The organism is Achromobacter sp. ACM03 (genome assembly GCF_014851665.1).
Classification (GTDB): domain Bacteria; phylum Pseudomonadota; class Gammaproteobacteria; order Burkholderiales; family Burkholderiaceae_B; genus Achromobacter; species Achromobacter aegrifaciens.
In genome coordinates this window covers 168,187-183,322 of sequence record NZ_JACVAD010000008.1, presented here as the reverse complement: position 1 = coordinate 183,322, position 15,136 = coordinate 168,187, and the positions used below count along the sequence as shown (strand labels likewise).

Below are 15,136 nucleotides of genomic sequence, written 5' to 3'. Positions count from 1 at the left end.
TATCCACCGGGATATCCCCCGACAATCCACCGCTTTTCCCTGGCTTGCCACCAGGCTTATCCCAAGACTTATCCACAGGGCTGAATGCGACCTTAGCCGTCCCTTATATGACGCGCAGGCGTGAACAAAGGCCGAATAATTCGTTTGCGTAGGGGTTGCACGTTTTCATAATGGACCGTTCCTGAGCCGGCCTGGCCGGCATTCGCGCAAGGAGCGATCCATGTCCCAGAGCAACGCGCTGCGCCGGTCCGAGGTGTATGCCGAACCCGCTGCGCAAGCCTTTTCGATCCGCCCGCTGGCAGCCGTGACCGGCGCGGAAATCATCGGTATCGACCTGTCGCGCGAGCTGACCCCGGCCGATTTCGCGCAGGTGCATCGCGCCCATCTGGACCATCACCTGCTGGTGTTCCGCGATCAGCGCATCACGCCGCAGCAGCATATCGATTTCAGCCGCCGCTTTGGCCGTCTGATGATCCACGTGCTGCATCAGTTCCATCTGGCCGGGCATCCCGAGATCCTCATCGTTTCCAACATCGTTGAAGACGGCAAGCCGATAGGGCTGGGCGATGCCGGCAAGTATTGGCATTCGGATATCTCGTACAAGGAATTGCCCAGCCTGGGGTCGCTGCTGCACGCGCAGGAGCTGCCCGCGCAAGGCGGCGACACGCTATTCGCCGACATGCACGTGGCGTACGACACTCTGCCCGCCGCATTGCGAGACGCCATCGAAGGCAAGCGCGCCGTGCATTCCTACCTGGCCAAGTACGGCCAGCTGCAGAAGGAAGGCTCGTGGCGTCCCAATCTCAGCGCGCAACAAGTGGCGCAGGTGCAGGAAGTGGTGCATCCGGTCGTGCGCACGCATCCGGAGACGGGCCGCCGCGCGTTGTTCGTGAGCGAAGGCTTCACCACCCGCATCGAGGGTCTGCCCGAAGACGAGAGCCGCCAGATCCTGGACGAACTGTTTGCCCACAGCATCCGGCCCGAACACATCTACCGCCACCAATGGCAGCCGCATGATCTGGTGTTCTGGGACAACCGCTCGTTGATCCATCTGGCCGGCGGTACGCCGGATCACCTGCGCCGCAAGCTGTACCGCACGACGATCGAAGGCGACCAGCCGTTCTGACGTCGCGCTCCCCTTAATTTCGCGCAAAACCATTTATCCACAGGGTCCGCCATGGGTTTTTCCTCCGCTGTACGTGATCGTTTGGTCCAGGCCGCCACCGGCGCGGGCCTGGCGTTGATACTTGCCGTGCTGGCGCTGGCTTCGCCGACGCCGGCCATGGCGGAGGGCCGCATCCGCATCGCCGAGCAGTACGGCATCGTGTATCTGCTGTTGAACGTGGCGCGCGATCAGCAACTGATCGAAAAGCACGGCAAGGCCGATGGTGTGGATATCTCGGTCGAGTGGGCCAAGCTGTCGGGCGGTTCGGCCGTGAACGATGCGCTGTTGTCCGGGGCTGTGGATATCGCGGGGGCAGGCGTGGGGCCGCTGTTGACGATCTGGGACCGCACGCGCGGCAAGCAGAACGTGAAGGGCGTGGCTTCGCTGGGCAATTTTCCCTATTACCTGGTCAGCAACAATCCCAACGTGAAGACGATTGCGGACTTCACCGACAAGGACCGCATCGCGGTGCCGGCGGTGGGCGTGTCGGTGCAGTCTCGCGTGTTGCAGCTGGCGTCGGCCAAACTGTGGGGCGACGCGCAGTTCAACAAGCTGGACAAGATTTCCGTCGCCCTGCCGCATCCGGACGCGGCCGCCGCAATCATCGCGGGCGGCACGGAAATCACGGGGCATTTCGGCAACCCGCCCTTCCAGGAGCAGGAGCTGGCCGAGAATCCCAAGGCGCGCATCGTGCTCAATTCCTATGACGTGCTGGGCGGGCCCAGTTCGTCCACGGTGTTGTTTGCGACCGAGAAATTCCGCAAGGAAAATCCCAAGACCTACAAGGCATTCCAGGCCGCGCTGAAGGAAGCGGCGCAGTTCGCCAGCGCCAACCCGGAAAAGGCCGCGGATACTTATCTGCGCGTTACCGGCGCAAAGCTGGACCGCGATTTCCTGATCAAAGTGATCAAGAACCCCGACGTGCAGTTCAAGCTGGAACCGCAGAATACCTATGCGCTGGCCGAGTTCATGCACAAGGTGGACGCGATCAAGAATGCGCCGGCCAGTTGGCGCGATTATTTCTTTGACGACCCCGTCACGGCCCAAGGCAGTTGAGATGGGATTGAGCGCTGCCTCCCCTGTGGATAACACCGAAAAGGCCACGCCTTTGCTGGCTGTGGATAAGGTGTCGATCGAATACAAGACGCGCGAAAGGCGCGTGCGCGCCACGCATCAGGTCAGTTTCGACGTGCACGAAGCAGAGCGTTTCATCCTGCTGGGCGCGTCCGGTTGCGGCAAATCCACGCTGCTTAAGGCAATTGCGGGCTTCATCGAACCGACCGAAGGGCGCATTGCCATCGATGGCAATGCCGTGCGCGGCCCGGGGCCAGACCGCATCGTGGTGTTCCAGGAATTCGACCAGCTGCCGCCATGGAAGACGTTGCGGCAGAACGTGGCGTTTCCGCTGGTGGCTTCACGCAAACTCAACCGTCGCGAGGCCGACGAGCGCGCCATGCACTACCTGGACAAGGTGGGGTTGTCCGCGTTCGCCGATGCCTATCCGCATACGTTGTCCGGCGGCATGAAGCAGCGCGTGGCCATTGCGCGCGCCCTGGCGATGCAGCCGCGTGTGCTTTTGATGGACGAGCCCTTCGCGGCGCTGGACGCGTTGACGCGGCGGCGCATGCAGGAAGAATTGCTGGCGCTGTGGGAAGACGTGCGTTTCACCCTGCTGTTCGTCACCCATTCCATCGAAGAGGCATTGGTACTGGGCAGCCGCGTGCTGTTGCTGTCACCGCATCCCGGCCGCGTGCGCGCGGAACTGAACGCCCATGCCTACGGGCTGCATAGCCAGGGCTCGGCTGCGTTCCAGTCTGCAGCCAGGCGCGTCCATGATCTGCTGTTCGATGTGGCGCCTGCGGAACAGTCCGCTGAACTTGCCGCTGAGCGGGCCGCGGCCTGAAGGACTTCCGCATGAACAACGCATACGCAGGCGCCGTGCCCATCCGTCCCGAAGTGGAGTACGAGCTGCCGCCCTTGCCCGCGCAAGCGGGCGAAGCGCCCCTGCCCTGGCATGAACGCCTGTGGCAGCACGCCAGCCTGCGCAAGCTGGCGATCCTGGCGCTATTGGCGGGCATCTGGGAGCTGGCGGCGCGCTACACCGACAATGATCTGCTGCTGCCCAGCGCATCGCAGACGGCGGTCGCCTTCGTGCAGGGCATCGCAGGCGGCGAACTGCTGGCACGCGCCGGGCAATCGTTGCGCGTGCTGGCGCAAGGATATGCGGCGGGCGTGCTGCTGGCCTTTGTGCTGACCACGCTGGCGGTGTCGACGCGTTTCGGTCGCGATCTGCTGTCCACCTTGACGGCCATGTTCAATCCCCTGCCGGCGATTGCGCTGCTGCCGCTGGCGCTGCTGTGGTTCGGCCTGGGCGAAGGCAGCCTGGTGTTCGTTCTGATCCATTCGGTGTTGTGGGCGCTGGCGCTGAACATGTACGCGGGTTTTCTGGGGGTATCGGATACCTTGCGCATGGCGGGCCGCAACTATGGATTGAGCGGTCTGCGCTACGTGTTGCAGATTCTGGTGCCTGCCGCCCTGCCCGCCATCCTGGCCGGGCTGAGGATAGGCTGGGCCTTTGCGTGGCGCACATTGATCGCCGCGGAACTGGTGTTCGGCGCGTCCAGCGGCAAGGGCGGTCTGGGCTGGTACATCTTTCAGAACCGCAACGAGTTATACACAGACCGCGTGTTCGCGGGGTTGGCGGCGGTGGTGATCATCGGCCTGCTTGTGGAAAACCTGGTGTTCGACACCGTGGAGCGTTTCACGGTCAGGCGCTGGGGCACGCAGCGCTGATTGTCTCGGCGCAGAGCCGCGTAGCAGCCAAAAAAAGGCGGCCCCTCGGGGCCGCCTTGCGCATGGGCGCGTCGCGGATTACAGCTTCAGTCCCAGCGCCTTGGCCACGCCTGCGGCGTAGGCGGGATCGGCTTTGCGGAAGTGTTCCAGCTGGCGGCGCTGGATTTCTTCCGGGACGCCGGCCATGTGGCGGCCGATGTTGCCGAACAGCAGCTCCTGCTGTGCAGGCGTCATCAGGCGGAACAAGGCGCCCGGCTGCGAGTAGTAGTCATCGTCCACGCGGTGATTCCAGCGCGCTGCCGCCTGGCCGTCCAGCGCCAGCGGCGGCTCGCCTGCCGACGGGGTTTCCTTCCACTCGCCCGCGCTGTTGGGCTCGTAGTTCAGCGTCGCCCCGACGTTGCCGTCGACACGGCCGGCGCCGTCGCGGTGGAAGCTGTGAAACGGGCAGCGCGGCGCGTTCACCGGGATCTGGTGGTGGTTGATGCCCAGGCGATAGCGGTGCGTGTCGCCGTAGGAGAACAGCCGGCCTTGCAGCATCTTGTCCGGCGAGAATCCGATACCGGGGACCACGTTGGCCGGGGTGAAGGCGGCCTGCTCGACCTCGGCAAAGTAGTTCTCGGGGTTCTTGTTCAGCTCCAGCACGCCGACTTCGATCAGCGGATAGTCGCCATGCGGCCAGACCTTGGTCAGGTCGAAGGGGTTGATATGGTAAGTCGCGGCTTCGGCCTCGGGCATGATCTGCACCTTCAGCGTCCACTTCGGGAAGTTGCCCTTTTCGATATTCTCGAACAGGTCGCGCTGCGAGCTTTCGCGGTCATGGGCGACCACTTGCGCCGCTTCCTCGTCGCTCAGACAGGCGATGCCTTGCTGCGACTTGAAGTGGAATTTCACATAGAAGCGCTCGCCGTCCTTGTTGATGAAACTGAACGTGTGCGAACCGAAGCCGTGCTGCTGGCGCAGGTTGGCGGGAATGCCGCGATCGCTCATCAGGGTGGTGACCTGGTGTAGCGATTCGGGATTGAGCGACCAGAAGTCCCAGGCGGCGGTGGCGCTGCGCAGGTTGGTCTTGGGGTCGCGCTTCTGGGTGTGGATGAAGTCCGGGAATTTCAGCGGATCACGGATGAAGAAGACCGGCGTGTTGTTGCCGACCAGGTCCCAGTTGCCTTCCTCGGTGTAGAACTTGATGGCGAAACCGCGCACGTCGCGTTCGGCGTCAGCCGCGCCGCGCTCGCCGGCCACGGTCGAGAAACGCAGGAACAGCGGGGTCTGCTTGCCGACCTGGGAAAAGAGGTTGGCGCGGGTGTAGCGCGAGATGTCGTGGGTGACAGTGAGGGTGCCATAGGCGCCCGAACCCTTGGCGTGCACCACGCGTTCGGGGATGCGTTCGCGGTCGAAGTGGGCGAGCTTTTCAATCAGCCAGAAGTCTTCCAACAGCGCCGGGCCGCGCGGGCCGGCAGTCAGCGTGTTGTTGTTGTCGGCCACCGGCGCGCCAGCGGCGGTGGTCAGATGCGTCTTCTTGTCGGTCATAGCACACTCCCTATGAAATGCCTGGAATGCGGGGGCCGCAGAGGGGCCCGCGCCGTGTCTGGGATAGCCCGGCATTGCCGGCCTGGGGCTATCTCCGACACATCATAGGGGTCTTGCCTTACCGTGTGAAGTTGATTGATCTATAAAACTTGATAAAGAATAACTATCAAGAAAATCAGGAATCGGCATCGGTGGCGGCCGTCAGGCGAAAAAAAACCGGTCCGCATGGGACCGGTTTCTTGCGCGGGAGCAGATATCAGCGGTTGGCTGCGGCTTCCGTCTTGCGCTGCATGGCGCGGGTGATGGACCACTGCTGGGCGATCGACAGGGTGTTGTTGACGCACCAGTAGAGCACCAGGCCGGCCGGGAAGAAGAACATCATCCCGCCGAACACCAGCGGCATGATCATCATGACCTTGGCTTGGACGGGGTCCGGGGGCGTCGGGTTCAGTTTGATCTGCAGGAACATGGTGGCCATCATGATGGCGGGCAGAATGAAGTACGGGTCGCGGATCGACAGGTCGTGCACCCACAGGATCCACGGCGCGCCGCGCATTTCCACGCTGGCCAGCAGCACCCAGTACAGCGAGATGAACACCGGGATCTGCACCAGCATGGGCAAGCAGCCGCCCAGCGGGTTGATCTTTTCGGTGCGGTACATCTCCATCATGGCCGCATTGAGTTTCTGCTTGTCGTCGCCGTACTTTTCCTTCAGGGCCTGCAGGCGCGGAGCCACCTGCTTCATGCGGGCCATGGAGCGGTAGCTGGCGGCGGCCAGGGGGTAGAACACGGCCTTGATCAGCACGGTCAGCGCCACGATCGTCCAGCCCCAGTTGCCCAGGATGGAATGCAGCCAGGTCATCAGCTTGAACAGCGGCTTGGCGATGATGGTCAGCCAGCCATAGTCGACCACCAGTTCCAGGCCGGGGGCCAGGGCGGCCATGGCCTTCTGGTCTTGCGGACCGACCCACAGGTGCGAATCGACGCGCGTGGCGGCGCCAGGGGCGATCTCGCCCACTGCCTCGATGCTGCGGGCGGCGTACAGGTTCTTCTGCACTTCCAGCAGTTCGTTGGTGCGCGGCTTGCCCTGCGGGGGCACCCAGGCGGTGGCGAAGTAGTGCTGGACCACGGCGATCCAGCCGTTGTCCGATTGCTTGATGTAGCTGGCCTTCTTCTTTTCGATGTCGCTGAAGGTGATCTTCTGGAACTTGTCCTGTTCCGAGTAGACGGCGAAACCGGTGAAGGTGTGATAGAAGCTGGACGTGTCGGCGGGGTCGTTGCCGTCGCGTTCGAGCTGCAGGTACAGGGCGGGCGACACGGGGCCGGCGCTGACGTTGGCCAGGTCGTGGCGCACGTCGATGTCATAGCGGCCGCGGTGCAGGGTGAACGTCTTGGTGACCTTCACGCCGCCGGATTCGCCCTCGAAGGCGACCACCAGGTTGTCGCCGGTCAGCTGGCGTTCCGAGGACACGACGCGGAAAGGCGTCTGGTGCGTGGGGAAGCTTTGGCCGTTGGGGGCGCCGACCACGCCGGTCTGCACCACGTAGTTCAGGCCAGCGGCGCGGTCCAGCAGCACCGTGGGCTTGTCGGGCTGGCCGGTGGCCGGGTACTTCAGCAGTTCGGCGCGCACCAGCTGGGCGCCCATGGTGTCGAACGTCAGGCGCAGCACGTCGGTCGTGATGACGACTTCTTCCGAGCGCGCGGCAGCAGGCGCGGCGGCGCCGGGCACGGCGGACGCAGCGGCAGCCGCGGGGGCGGGCGTGCTGGGCACCGAAGGTGTTGCGTTGTTGGCAGAGGCCTGCGGCTCGCTCGTGGTGGCGGCAGGCGTGGGGCCGAACAGCGACGGCTTGCCGTTATGGATCTGCCAGTTGTTCCATAGGAGCAACAGCGAGAAGGAAAAAATCATCCAGAGGACGGTTCGTCGGATATCCATGGTGCCTACTGAGGTGAATACGGGCCAGCAAAGCCCGCCAGTTTAGCGTCAATCATGCTCGGTGCGGTGGCTGTGGGAACAGCACGAGGGGCCATTGGTTCCCTTGGAGGGCGGAACCGGGTCCAATCCGCCCGGCGACCAAGGGTGGCAGCGGCCGATGCGCCGGACTGCCAGCCAGAAGCCGCGCCAGGCGCCGTGGCGCTCGATCGCTTCGATCGCATACGCCGAGCAGGTCGGGGTAAAGCGGCACTGCCTGCCGATCCAGGGGCTCAGGAAAAACCTGTAGAACCGGATCGGGGCAATGAGTAAAGCCTTGATCATCGCGCTATCCGCTCAAAGTGAGCGTCCACTTCGGCTCTTGCCGCGCGTTTCAGCGCGGTAAGCGTGGCGGGCGCAACCTTGCTATGCAGGCGCACGACGTAATCTTTGGCCGGCAGTCCCAGGCGCCGATGGCGGAACGCCTCGCGGATGACCCGCTTGATGGCGTTGCGCGTACTGGCGTGGGCGGCGAACCGCTTGGCGATCACCAGGCCCAGACGCGCACAGGCGTCCTGGCCGGGAGGCAGATCATTGGGAGCCGCGCTCACAATGAAGAACGCCCCTCGGGCAAGACGCCGGCCTTTGAGGGCGGCGGCGAACTCGGAGGGGCGATGCAGCCGCGCCTCCGGCGGAAGCGTGGAGCGCGGCATGGACTGCAAAATCAGGCGTCAGGTTTTTCCGGACAAGCCGGAAAAACAGGACTTAGACGGCCAGACGCTTGCGGCCCTTGGCGCGGCGGGCATTCAGGATGGCGCGGCCAGCGCGGGTTTTCATGCGCACGCGGAAACCATGGGTGCGCTTGCGACGGGTAACGGAAGGTTGGTAGGTACGTTTCATGGACGATCCACAAAAAGAACAAAAGTCAGAAGGGACCTGCCCGGAAGGGTTCCTGGTCGCGCATTCAGGAAGCGGGTATCTAATGAGCATTTTTGCAACAGGTGCAAAAAAACAGCTCGTAGACGGGGCTCTGACCGGGAAACCCCGGGCGACCTATTAGAAGCAAAACCAGGCAGTTGCGTGGGCGGTAGGCATCGTTAGACACCACTGCCAACAAAGCGCGGCTAAGCTCTCTGTGGAACCTTCTGACAGACAGAATTCGGAAAAGCCCACCATTTCAGCAAGTTTTCCCTGTCTTGTCAAACAGTTAAGACTGCGCCGCACGGACGCTTATGCCCTACCCTGTGGATAACCCCAGCCCAGGCAAGGTAGAATCGAGGTTTGAATAAGAGCGACATGAAAGAATTCTGGCAGACCTGCGTCAGTCGTCTTGAGCAGGAACTCCCCCCCCAACAAATCAGCGCGTGGATACGACCGCTGGTCCCGCTTGCGTACGACGAAACGCAGGCGGTGCTGCGCGTTGCCGCTCCCAACCGGTTCAAACTGGATTGGGTACGGAAGAACTTTTCCCACCAGATCGAAGCGTTGGCCGCGGAGTGGTTCGAGCGTCCGGTGCAGGTGCTGTTCGAGTTGCCGACGCAAGGCGCCACGCCGCGCATGCCGGTCGCGCCCGTACGCGCCGCACCCGCGGCGCCCGCGTATCCGTCCGCTGCTTCCCCTTCAGGCGGCGCGCCGCCACCGATGGCCCCGGTAACGCCTGCACCCGCAGCCCCGGCGACCACGGCGGCCGCGCAGGCCGCGCAAGCGGTGAACGCGGACGCGGCAAGCATCGTGTACGAGCGTTCGCGCCTGAACACCGATCTGACGTTCGAGAACTTCGTGACGGGTAAGGCGAACCAGTTGGCGCGCGCCGCTGCGTTGCAGGTCGCCGAGAACCCTGGCACGTCCTACAACCCGCTGTTCCTGTACGGCGGCGTGGGCCTGGGCAAAACCCACCTGATCCACGCCATCGGCAATGCGATGGTGGCGGCGGGGACCGGTGTGCGCGTGCGCTATGTGCATGCCGACCAATACGTGTCGGACGTGGTGAAGGCCTACCAGCGCAAGGCGTTCGACGACTTCAAGCGTTATTACCATTCGCTCGACCTGCTGCTGATCGACGATATCCAGTTCTTCTCCGGCAAGAACCGCACGCAGGAAGAATTCTTCTACGCGTTCGAAGCGATGGTGGCTCAGCGCAAGCAGATCATCATCACCAGCGATACCTATCCTAAGGAACTGTCGGGCATCGACAGCCGCCTGATCTCGCGCTTCGACTCCGGCCTGACGGTGGCCATCGAGCCGCCGGAACTGGAAATGCGCGTGGCGATCCTGTTGCGCAAGGCGGAGTCCGAAGGCGTGCCCATGCCCGAGGAAGTGGCGTTCTTCATCGCCAAGCATCTGCGCAGCAACGTGCGCGAACTGGAAGGCGCGCTGCGCAAGGTGCTGGCCTATGCGCGCTTCCACGGCCGCGACGTGCTGACGGTGGATGTCTGCAAGGAAGCCCTGAAGGACCTGCTGTCCGTGTCCAACGGCCAGATCACCGTGGAGAACATCCAGAAGACGGTGGCGGATTTCTACAAGATCAAAGTGGCCGACATGTACTCGAAACGCCGGCCCGCCAATATCGCTTTGCCGCGCCAGGTCGCGATGTACCTGGCGAAGGAGCTGACCCAGAAAAGCCTGCCGGAAATCGGCGATCTGTTCGGTGGCCGTGATCACACCACCGTGCTGCATGCCGTACGCAAGATTTCCGACGCCCGCGCCAAGCAAGCGGAGCTCAACCATACCCTGCACGTGTTGGAACAAACTCTAAAAGGATGAACATGCAACTCGTACAAACCACACGCGATGCATTGCTGAAACCGCTGTCGACTGTGGCGGGCATCGTCGAAAGACGCCATACCCTGCCCATCCTGGCGAACATCCTGATGCGCAAGGAAGGCAACAAGGTTGCCTTCATTGCGACCGACCTGGAAGTACAGATCACCACCCATGCCGACTTCGGCGTGGGTCAAGACAACGAATCCACCACGGTCGCGGCGCGCAAGCTGCTGGATATCCTGAAGGCCCTGCCGGACACCGGCGACGTGCGCCTGGCGCTGGCCAGCAACAAGCTGTCGGTGCAGTCGGCCAAGAGCCGCTTCGCCCTGCAGACGCTGGCCGCCAGCGAATTCCCCACCGTGGCTCAGCCCGAGCAGTGGGACGTGTCGCTGACCATGCCGCAGCGCACGCTGCGCCACCTGTTCAACATGGTGCACTTCGCCATGGCGCAACAGGACATCCGCTACTACCTGAACGGCATGCTGCTGGTGTTTGAACCGGGCCGCGTGCGTGCGGTCGCCACCGATGGCCACCGCCTGGCGCACTGCTCGACGGAAGCCGACGGCATCAGCGAACGCCACGAAGTGATCGTGCCGCGCAAGACCGTGCTGGAAATGCAGCGCCTGCTGGAAGACTCCGACGAGCCGGTTTCGATCGACGTGGCGCCGGGCCAGATCCGCTTCCGCTTCGGCGACGTGGAGCTTGTCTCCAAGCTGGTGGAAGGCAAGTTCCCGGACTTCACGCGCGTGATCCCGACGAACTACACGCGCCATTTCCTGGTCGGCCGCGAAGCCCTCCAGGGCAGCCTGCAGCGCGCCGCAATCCTGACCACCGACAAGTTCAAGGGCGTGCGCCTGCAACTGGCGCAGAACCAGATGAAGATCTCGTCCTCCAACGCCGAGCAGGAAGAGGCGCAGGAAGAAATCGACATCGACTACGGCCATGAAGCCCTCGATGTGGGCTTCAACGTCGGCTACCTGCTCGACGTGCTGTCCAACGTCAAGGTGGACAACATCCAGTGGTCGGTCATGCCCGATGCCAACGCGTCGGCGCTCATCACCCTGCCCGAAGACGACCAGTTCAAGTACGTCGTCATGCCCATGCGGATTTGATCCGCACCCATCGTGGGTTTGTGCCGCTTGCGGGCCCGAGGGCCCGTGGGCGGTCCGGCCGCCAGGCCGTTCTTTAAAGCGTTATCGATACAGACATGTCAGATCAGCAGAACACCACTCCCGAGAACAGCGGCTACGGCGCTGACTCGATCAAGATGCTCAAGGGGCTGGAGGCCGTGCGCAAGCGCCCCGGCATGTACATCGGCGACACATCCGACGGCACCGGCTTGCACCACATGGTGTTCGAAGTCGTCGACAACGCCATCGACGAAGCCCTGGCCGGCTACTGCGACGACATCGTCGTCACGATCCACACCGACAACTCGATCTCGGTCACCGACAACGGCCGCGGCATCCCCACCGACATCCACAAGGATGACGAATTCCACCGCAGCGCGGCCGAAATCGTCATGACCGAACTGCACGCTGGCGGCAAGTTCGACCAGAACTCCTACAAGGTGTCCGGCGGCCTGCACGGCGTGGGCGTGTCTTGCGTGAACGCGCTGTCCGAATGGCTGCGGCTGACCATCCGCCGCAACGGCGAAGTGCACCAGATGGAGTTCCGCCAGGGCGAGCGCGTCGCGCCCCTGGCCGTGACCGGTACGACCGACAAGCGCGGCACCGAAGTGCGCTTTTTGGCCGACCCGATCATCTTCAACAACATCGAGTACCACTACGAGATCCTCTCGAAGCGCCTGCGCGAACTGTCGTTCTTGAACAATGGCGTGAAGATCCGCCTGATCGACCAGCGCCAGGGCAAGGAAGAGAACTTCGCCTTCTCCGGCGGCGTGAAGGGCTTCGTCGAATACATCAATCGCAGCAAGACCGTGCTGCACCCGAACGTGTTCTCGGTCACCACCGAGTCCTCGGCGGGCGGCGTGCCGGTCGGCGTCGAAGTGGCGATGCAGTGGAACGACAGCTACAGCGAAAGCGTGCTGTGCTTCACCAACAACATTCCGCAGCGCGACGGCGGCTCGCACCTGACCGGCCTGCGCGCGGCGATGACCCGCATCATCAACAAGTACATCACCGACAACGAACTGGCCAAGAAGGCCAAGGTCGAGACGTCCGGCGACGACATGCGCGAAGGCCTGGCCTGCGTGCTGTCGGTGAAGGTGCCCGAGCCCAAGTTCAGCAGCCAGACCAAGGACAAGCTGGTCTCCAGCGAAGTGCGGCCGGCGGTTGAGGAAGCCGTGGCGCGCACGCTGGAAACCTGGCTGCTGGAACACCCGAACGACGCCAAGGCGCTGTGCGCCAAGATCGTCGAAGCCGCCCGCGCCCGCGAAGCCGCGCGCAAGGCGCGCGAAATGACGCGCCGCAAGAGCGTGCTGGAAGGCGCAGGCCTGCCCGGCAAGCTGGCCGACTGCCAGGAAAAGGACCCCGCGCTGTGCGAGCTGTACATCGTCGAGGGTGACTCCGCAGGCGGCTCGGCCAAGCAAGGCCGCGATCGCAAGTTCCAGGCCATCCTGCCGTTGCGCGGCAAGGTGCTGAACGTCGAGAAGGCGCGTTTCGACCGCCTGATCGCCAGCGAGCAGATCGCTACGCTGATCACCGCGCTGGGCACCAGCATCGGTCCTGACTTCAACGTCGACAAGCTGCGCTACCACCGCCTCATCATCATGACCGACGCGGACGTGGACGGCGCGCACATCCGCACCTTGCTGCTGACGCTGCTGTACCGCCAGATGCCTGAACTGGTGCAGCGCGGCTACGTGTATATCGCCCAGCCGCCGCTGTACAAGGTCAAGGTCGGCCGCGAAGAACGCTATCTGAAAGACGACCAGGAAGAAGCGCAGTTCATGTTGCAACTGGCGCTGAAGGATGCCGAGATCATCTCGGGCGGCAACATCATCCGCGGCGACGAACTCAACGACCTGGCCCGCCAGTACGTCGCGGCCGACGCCGTGATCGCGCGCCTGTCGCGCGTATTCGACGTGGGCGCGCTGTCGGCCATGGCCGAAGGCGTGGAGATCAACCTGGAATCGGCCGAGTCCACCGCCGATTCCGCCCGCCGCCTGGCCGACGCCATGCGCGACCCGGTCAGCGGCAACGGCGTGGAAGTCGTGCCGGAGTTCGACGAATCCACCGAGCGCCATCGTCTGTCGGTGCAGCGCATGCACCACGGCAACGTGCGCGTGAGCATCATCGATGCGGACTTCGTCAACGGTTCGGACTACGCGGTCCTGTCCAAGGCCGCCAAGAGCTTCTCCGGCAAGGTCGGCGCGCGTTCGCTGGCCGCCCGCGGCGAAGGCGACAAGCGCAAGGAACAGACCGTGTCCGATTTCCGCGAGGCCATGCAGTGGCTGCGCAGCGAAGCCGACCGCAGCATCTCCAAGCAACGCTACAAGGGTCTGGGCGAAATGAACCCGGAACAGCTGTGGGAAACCACCATGGACCCGAAGGTGCGCCGTTTGTTGCGCGTGCAGATCGAGGACGCTATCGCGGCCGACGAGGTCTTCACCACGCTGATGGGCGACGACGTCGAACCGCGCCGCAACTTCATCGAGACGCATGCGTTGTCGGCGGGGAATATCGACGCCTGATCGCGCAGGATCTCGGCAGAGATCCTGGACGCCATAGAAAAGGGGCTGCCTTGCGCAGCCCCTTTTTCATGCGCCAGTCCGGCGCGGCCCGGACAACGCAATCCTTCTACACCTGCACATCATTGGCCCAAGGCTCGGCCGTCAAGCGCTCGGCCAGATATTCAATGAATGCCTGCACCCGGGCCGGCCGGCGGCGGCCAGGCGGGGTGACGATGTGCAGGGCGATGGGATCCACCTGCCAGTCGTCCATCACGGTTTCCAGCGCGCCCGATTGCAAATCCTTCCACGCTAGAAACTCGGGCTGCAGGGCCAGACCCATGCCCGCCTGCAGCGCCGGCGTCAGGGCTTCGGCGTTGTTCACGTTCAGGTGCACCGGCAGTGACTGCGAAAACTCGCCGTGCTTTTCATGGCGGAAGCGCCAGCTCGCGCCGTTGCGCGCATACATGTATTGCAGCGCCGTGTGCTGCGCCAGGTCCTTTGGATGCTTGGGGCGTCCCGCGCGCTTGAAGTAGCTGGGCGCGCCCACCAGCAGGATGCGCACCGAGCAGAGCCGCCGCGCCAGCAGCGTCGAATCCACCAGGTTGGAGATGCGCAACGCCAGGTCGAAGCGTTCCGAGACCAGGTCGGCCTGCTTGTCGCTGAATTCGATTTCCAGGGCCACGTCGGGATTGGCCTGCATGAATGGCGGCAGCATCGGCGCCAGATGCGTGACCCCAAAGGACATGGGCGCGGACAGCCTGATCTTGCCGCGCAGGCTGCTCGACTTTTCCGTCACCTCGGATTCGACGGCCTCGCCTTCCTCCAATATGCGCGCTGCGCGTTCCAGCGCCGCGTAGCCGGATTCGGTCAAGGTCATGCTGCGGGAGGTGCGATGAAACAGCGTGGTCTTCATGCGCGCTTCCAGACGGCTGATGGTCTTGGAAACCGTGGCCTGCGCCAAGCCGAACTCGGCCGCCGCCTTGGCGAACGACCCTGTATCGGCGACCTTGGCGAAGATCGCCCAACCCTCTAAATCCGGCAGCTTGCTCATCTTGTGTTCTCGGGAAATGCCCGCGCCGATGATAGCCCCTGCCTATGGCATGGACAAGAATGGTGTTGAACGCAGTGCAGCAGAGACTGTCACGCCATGGTCATCATGCAAAAAATGGAAAGGATGGAATTCCATGCTGCGGGTTCTCAGGAAGGCGGCCTCTCCCTACTATGCATACACCGACAGACGAGATGCACGGGCCCTTCCAGCGGCACCCCGTCATCGTCGCAACGGGGCAGACCGGGATGGTTTGCCAGCTACACCGAATTCTTTGCTGCCGCCCTATTTGATAGT

13 protein-coding genes are annotated in these 15,136 nt (G+C 63.4%); 7 read left to right on the top strand and 6 right to left on the bottom strand.

Annotated features, from left to right (window positions below; all coding sequences use genetic code 11):
- Positions 1 to 220 precede the first annotated feature (220 nt).
- From IB257_RS27395 to IB257_RS27380, 4 genes are read left to right on the top strand one after another with little or no spacing between them, the layout of a single operon-like run.
- Positions 221 to 1,126 (top strand): TauD/TfdA family dioxygenase, encoded by a 906-nt coding sequence (locus tag IB257_RS27395; protein ID WP_192493114.1) that lies wholly within the window; start codon positions 221 to 223, stop codon positions 1,124 to 1,126.
- Between the two features lie 51 nt (positions 1,127 to 1,177).
- Entirely contained in the window at positions 1,178 to 2,221 is a 1,044-nt protein-coding gene (locus IB257_RS27390) for an ABC transporter substrate-binding protein (protein ID WP_192493113.1), read from the top strand.
- Position 2,222: 1 nt separating this feature from the next.
- Positions 2,223 to 3,068 carry an ABC transporter ATP-binding protein gene (locus IB257_RS27385; RefSeq protein ID WP_175212933.1) on the top strand — a complete coding sequence of 282 codons (846 nt, stop codon included), beginning with the start codon at positions 2,223 to 2,225 and terminating at the stop codon, positions 3,066 to 3,068.
- 11 nt (positions 3,069 to 3,079) lie between these two features.
- Positions 3,080 to 3,958, top strand: coding sequence for an ABC transporter permease (locus tag IB257_RS27380; protein WP_192493112.1), 879 nt, complete (start codon positions 3,080 to 3,082; stop codon positions 3,956 to 3,958).
- Positions 3,959 to 4,036: 78 nt separating this feature from the next.
- Here the strand turns inward: IB257_RS27380 and IB257_RS27375 are convergent, their stop codons facing one another.
- From IB257_RS27375 to rpmH, 5 genes are all read right to left on the bottom strand, one after another.
- Positions 4,037 to 5,485 carry a catalase gene (locus tag IB257_RS27375; RefSeq protein WP_054455792.1) on the bottom strand — a complete coding sequence of 483 codons (1,449 nt, stop codon included), beginning with the start codon at positions 5,483 to 5,485 and terminating at the stop codon, positions 4,037 to 4,039.
- Positions 5,486 to 5,741: 256 nt separating this feature from the next.
- On the bottom strand, positions 5,742 to 7,418 hold the full coding sequence (gene yidC / locus IB257_RS27370) for a membrane protein insertase YidC (protein WP_119449781.1): 1,677 nt from the start codon (positions 7,416 to 7,418) through the stop codon (positions 5,742 to 5,744).
- A 48-nt stretch (positions 7,419 to 7,466) separates the two neighbouring features.
- Positions 7,467 to 7,739, bottom strand: coding sequence for a membrane protein insertion efficiency factor YidD (gene yidD / locus IB257_RS27365; RefSeq protein ID WP_059376344.1), 273 nt, complete (start codon positions 7,737 to 7,739; stop codon positions 7,467 to 7,469).
- Positions 7,736 to 8,107: a ribonuclease P protein component gene (locus tag IB257_RS27360; protein WP_013397083.1), complete on the bottom strand. Its 372-nt coding sequence runs from the start codon at positions 8,105 to 8,107 to the stop codon at positions 7,736 to 7,738. Before IB257_RS27360 ends, yidD begins: the two co-directional genes overlap by 4 nt.
- A gap of 52 nt (positions 8,108 to 8,159) precedes the next feature.
- Positions 8,160 to 8,294 (bottom strand): 50S ribosomal protein L34, encoded by a 135-nt coding sequence (gene rpmH, locus IB257_RS27355; protein ID WP_003816025.1) that lies wholly within the window; start codon positions 8,292 to 8,294, stop codon positions 8,160 to 8,162.
- A gap of 396 nt (positions 8,295 to 8,690) precedes the next feature.
- Between rpmH and dnaA the strand changes: the two genes are divergently transcribed.
- The 3 genes from dnaA to gyrB all read left to right on the top strand — a co-directional run bounded on the left by dnaA (position 8,691) and on the right by gyrB (position 13,812).
- Positions 8,691 to 10,157, top strand: coding sequence for a chromosomal replication initiator protein DnaA (gene dnaA / locus IB257_RS27350; protein WP_054455790.1), 1,467 nt, complete (start codon positions 8,691 to 8,693; stop codon positions 10,155 to 10,157).
- Positions 10,158 to 10,159: 2 nt separating this feature from the next.
- Entirely contained in the window at positions 10,160 to 11,269 is a 1,110-nt protein-coding gene (gene dnaN / locus IB257_RS27345; RefSeq protein ID WP_054455945.1) for a DNA polymerase III subunit beta, read from the top strand.
- Positions 11,270 to 11,364: 95 nt separating this feature from the next.
- Positions 11,365 to 13,812, top strand: a complete 2,448-nt coding sequence (gene gyrB / locus IB257_RS27340) for a DNA topoisomerase (ATP-hydrolyzing) subunit B (protein ID WP_054455788.1) — start codon at positions 11,365 to 11,367, stop codon at positions 13,810 to 13,812.
- Between the two features lie 106 nt (positions 13,813 to 13,918).
- On the opposite strand, the gene IB257_RS27335 is transcribed toward gyrB, so the two are convergent.
- A complete protein-coding gene (locus IB257_RS27335; RefSeq protein ID WP_119449782.1) occupies positions 13,919 to 14,842 on the bottom strand; it encodes a LysR family transcriptional regulator in 924 nt (307 codons plus the stop codon).
- Positions 14,843 to 15,136: the final 294 nt, after the last annotated feature.

Excerpts from the sequence above, each read along its gene's own strand:
- IB257_RS27390 (WP_192493113.1), top strand. The coding sequence starts at position 1,178 with ATGGGTTTTTCCTCCGCTGTACGTGATCGTTTGGTCCAGGCCGCCACC.
- dnaN (WP_054455945.1), top strand. The coding sequence starts at position 10,160 with ATGCAACTCGTACAAACCACACGCGATGCATTGCTGAAACCGCTGTCG.
- yidD (WP_059376344.1), bottom strand. The coding sequence starts at position 7,739 with ATGATCAAGGCTTTACTCATTGCCCCGATCCGGTTCTACAGGTTTTTC.
- IB257_RS27335 (WP_119449782.1), bottom strand. The coding sequence starts at position 14,842 with ATGAGCAAGCTGCCGGATTTAGAGGGTTGGGCGATCTTCGCCAAGGTC.
- yidC (WP_119449781.1), bottom strand. The coding sequence starts at position 7,418 with ATGGATATCCGACGAACCGTCCTCTGGATGATTTTTTCCTTCTCGCTG.
- IB257_RS27380 (WP_192493112.1), top strand. The coding sequence starts at position 3,080 with ATGAACAACGCATACGCAGGCGCCGTGCCCATCCGTCCCGAAGTGGAG.
- IB257_RS27395 (WP_192493114.1), top strand. The coding sequence starts at position 221 with ATGTCCCAGAGCAACGCGCTGCGCCGGTCCGAGGTGTATGCCGAACCC.
- IB257_RS27375 (WP_054455792.1), bottom strand. The coding sequence starts at position 5,485 with ATGACCGACAAGAAGACGCATCTGACCACCGCCGCTGGCGCGCCGGTG.
- dnaA (WP_054455790.1), top strand. The coding sequence starts at position 8,691 with ATGAAAGAATTCTGGCAGACCTGCGTCAGTCGTCTTGAGCAGGAACTC.
- rpmH (WP_003816025.1), bottom strand. The coding sequence starts at position 8,294 with ATGAAACGTACCTACCAACCTTCCGTTACCCGTCGCAAGCGCACCCAT.
- gyrB (WP_054455788.1), top strand. The coding sequence starts at position 11,365 with ATGTCAGATCAGCAGAACACCACTCCCGAGAACAGCGGCTACGGCGCT.
- IB257_RS27385 (WP_175212933.1), top strand. The coding sequence starts at position 2,223 with ATGGGATTGAGCGCTGCCTCCCCTGTGGATAACACCGAAAAGGCCACG.
- IB257_RS27360 (WP_013397083.1), bottom strand. The coding sequence starts at position 8,107 with ATGCCGCGCTCCACGCTTCCGCCGGAGGCGCGGCTGCATCGCCCCTCC.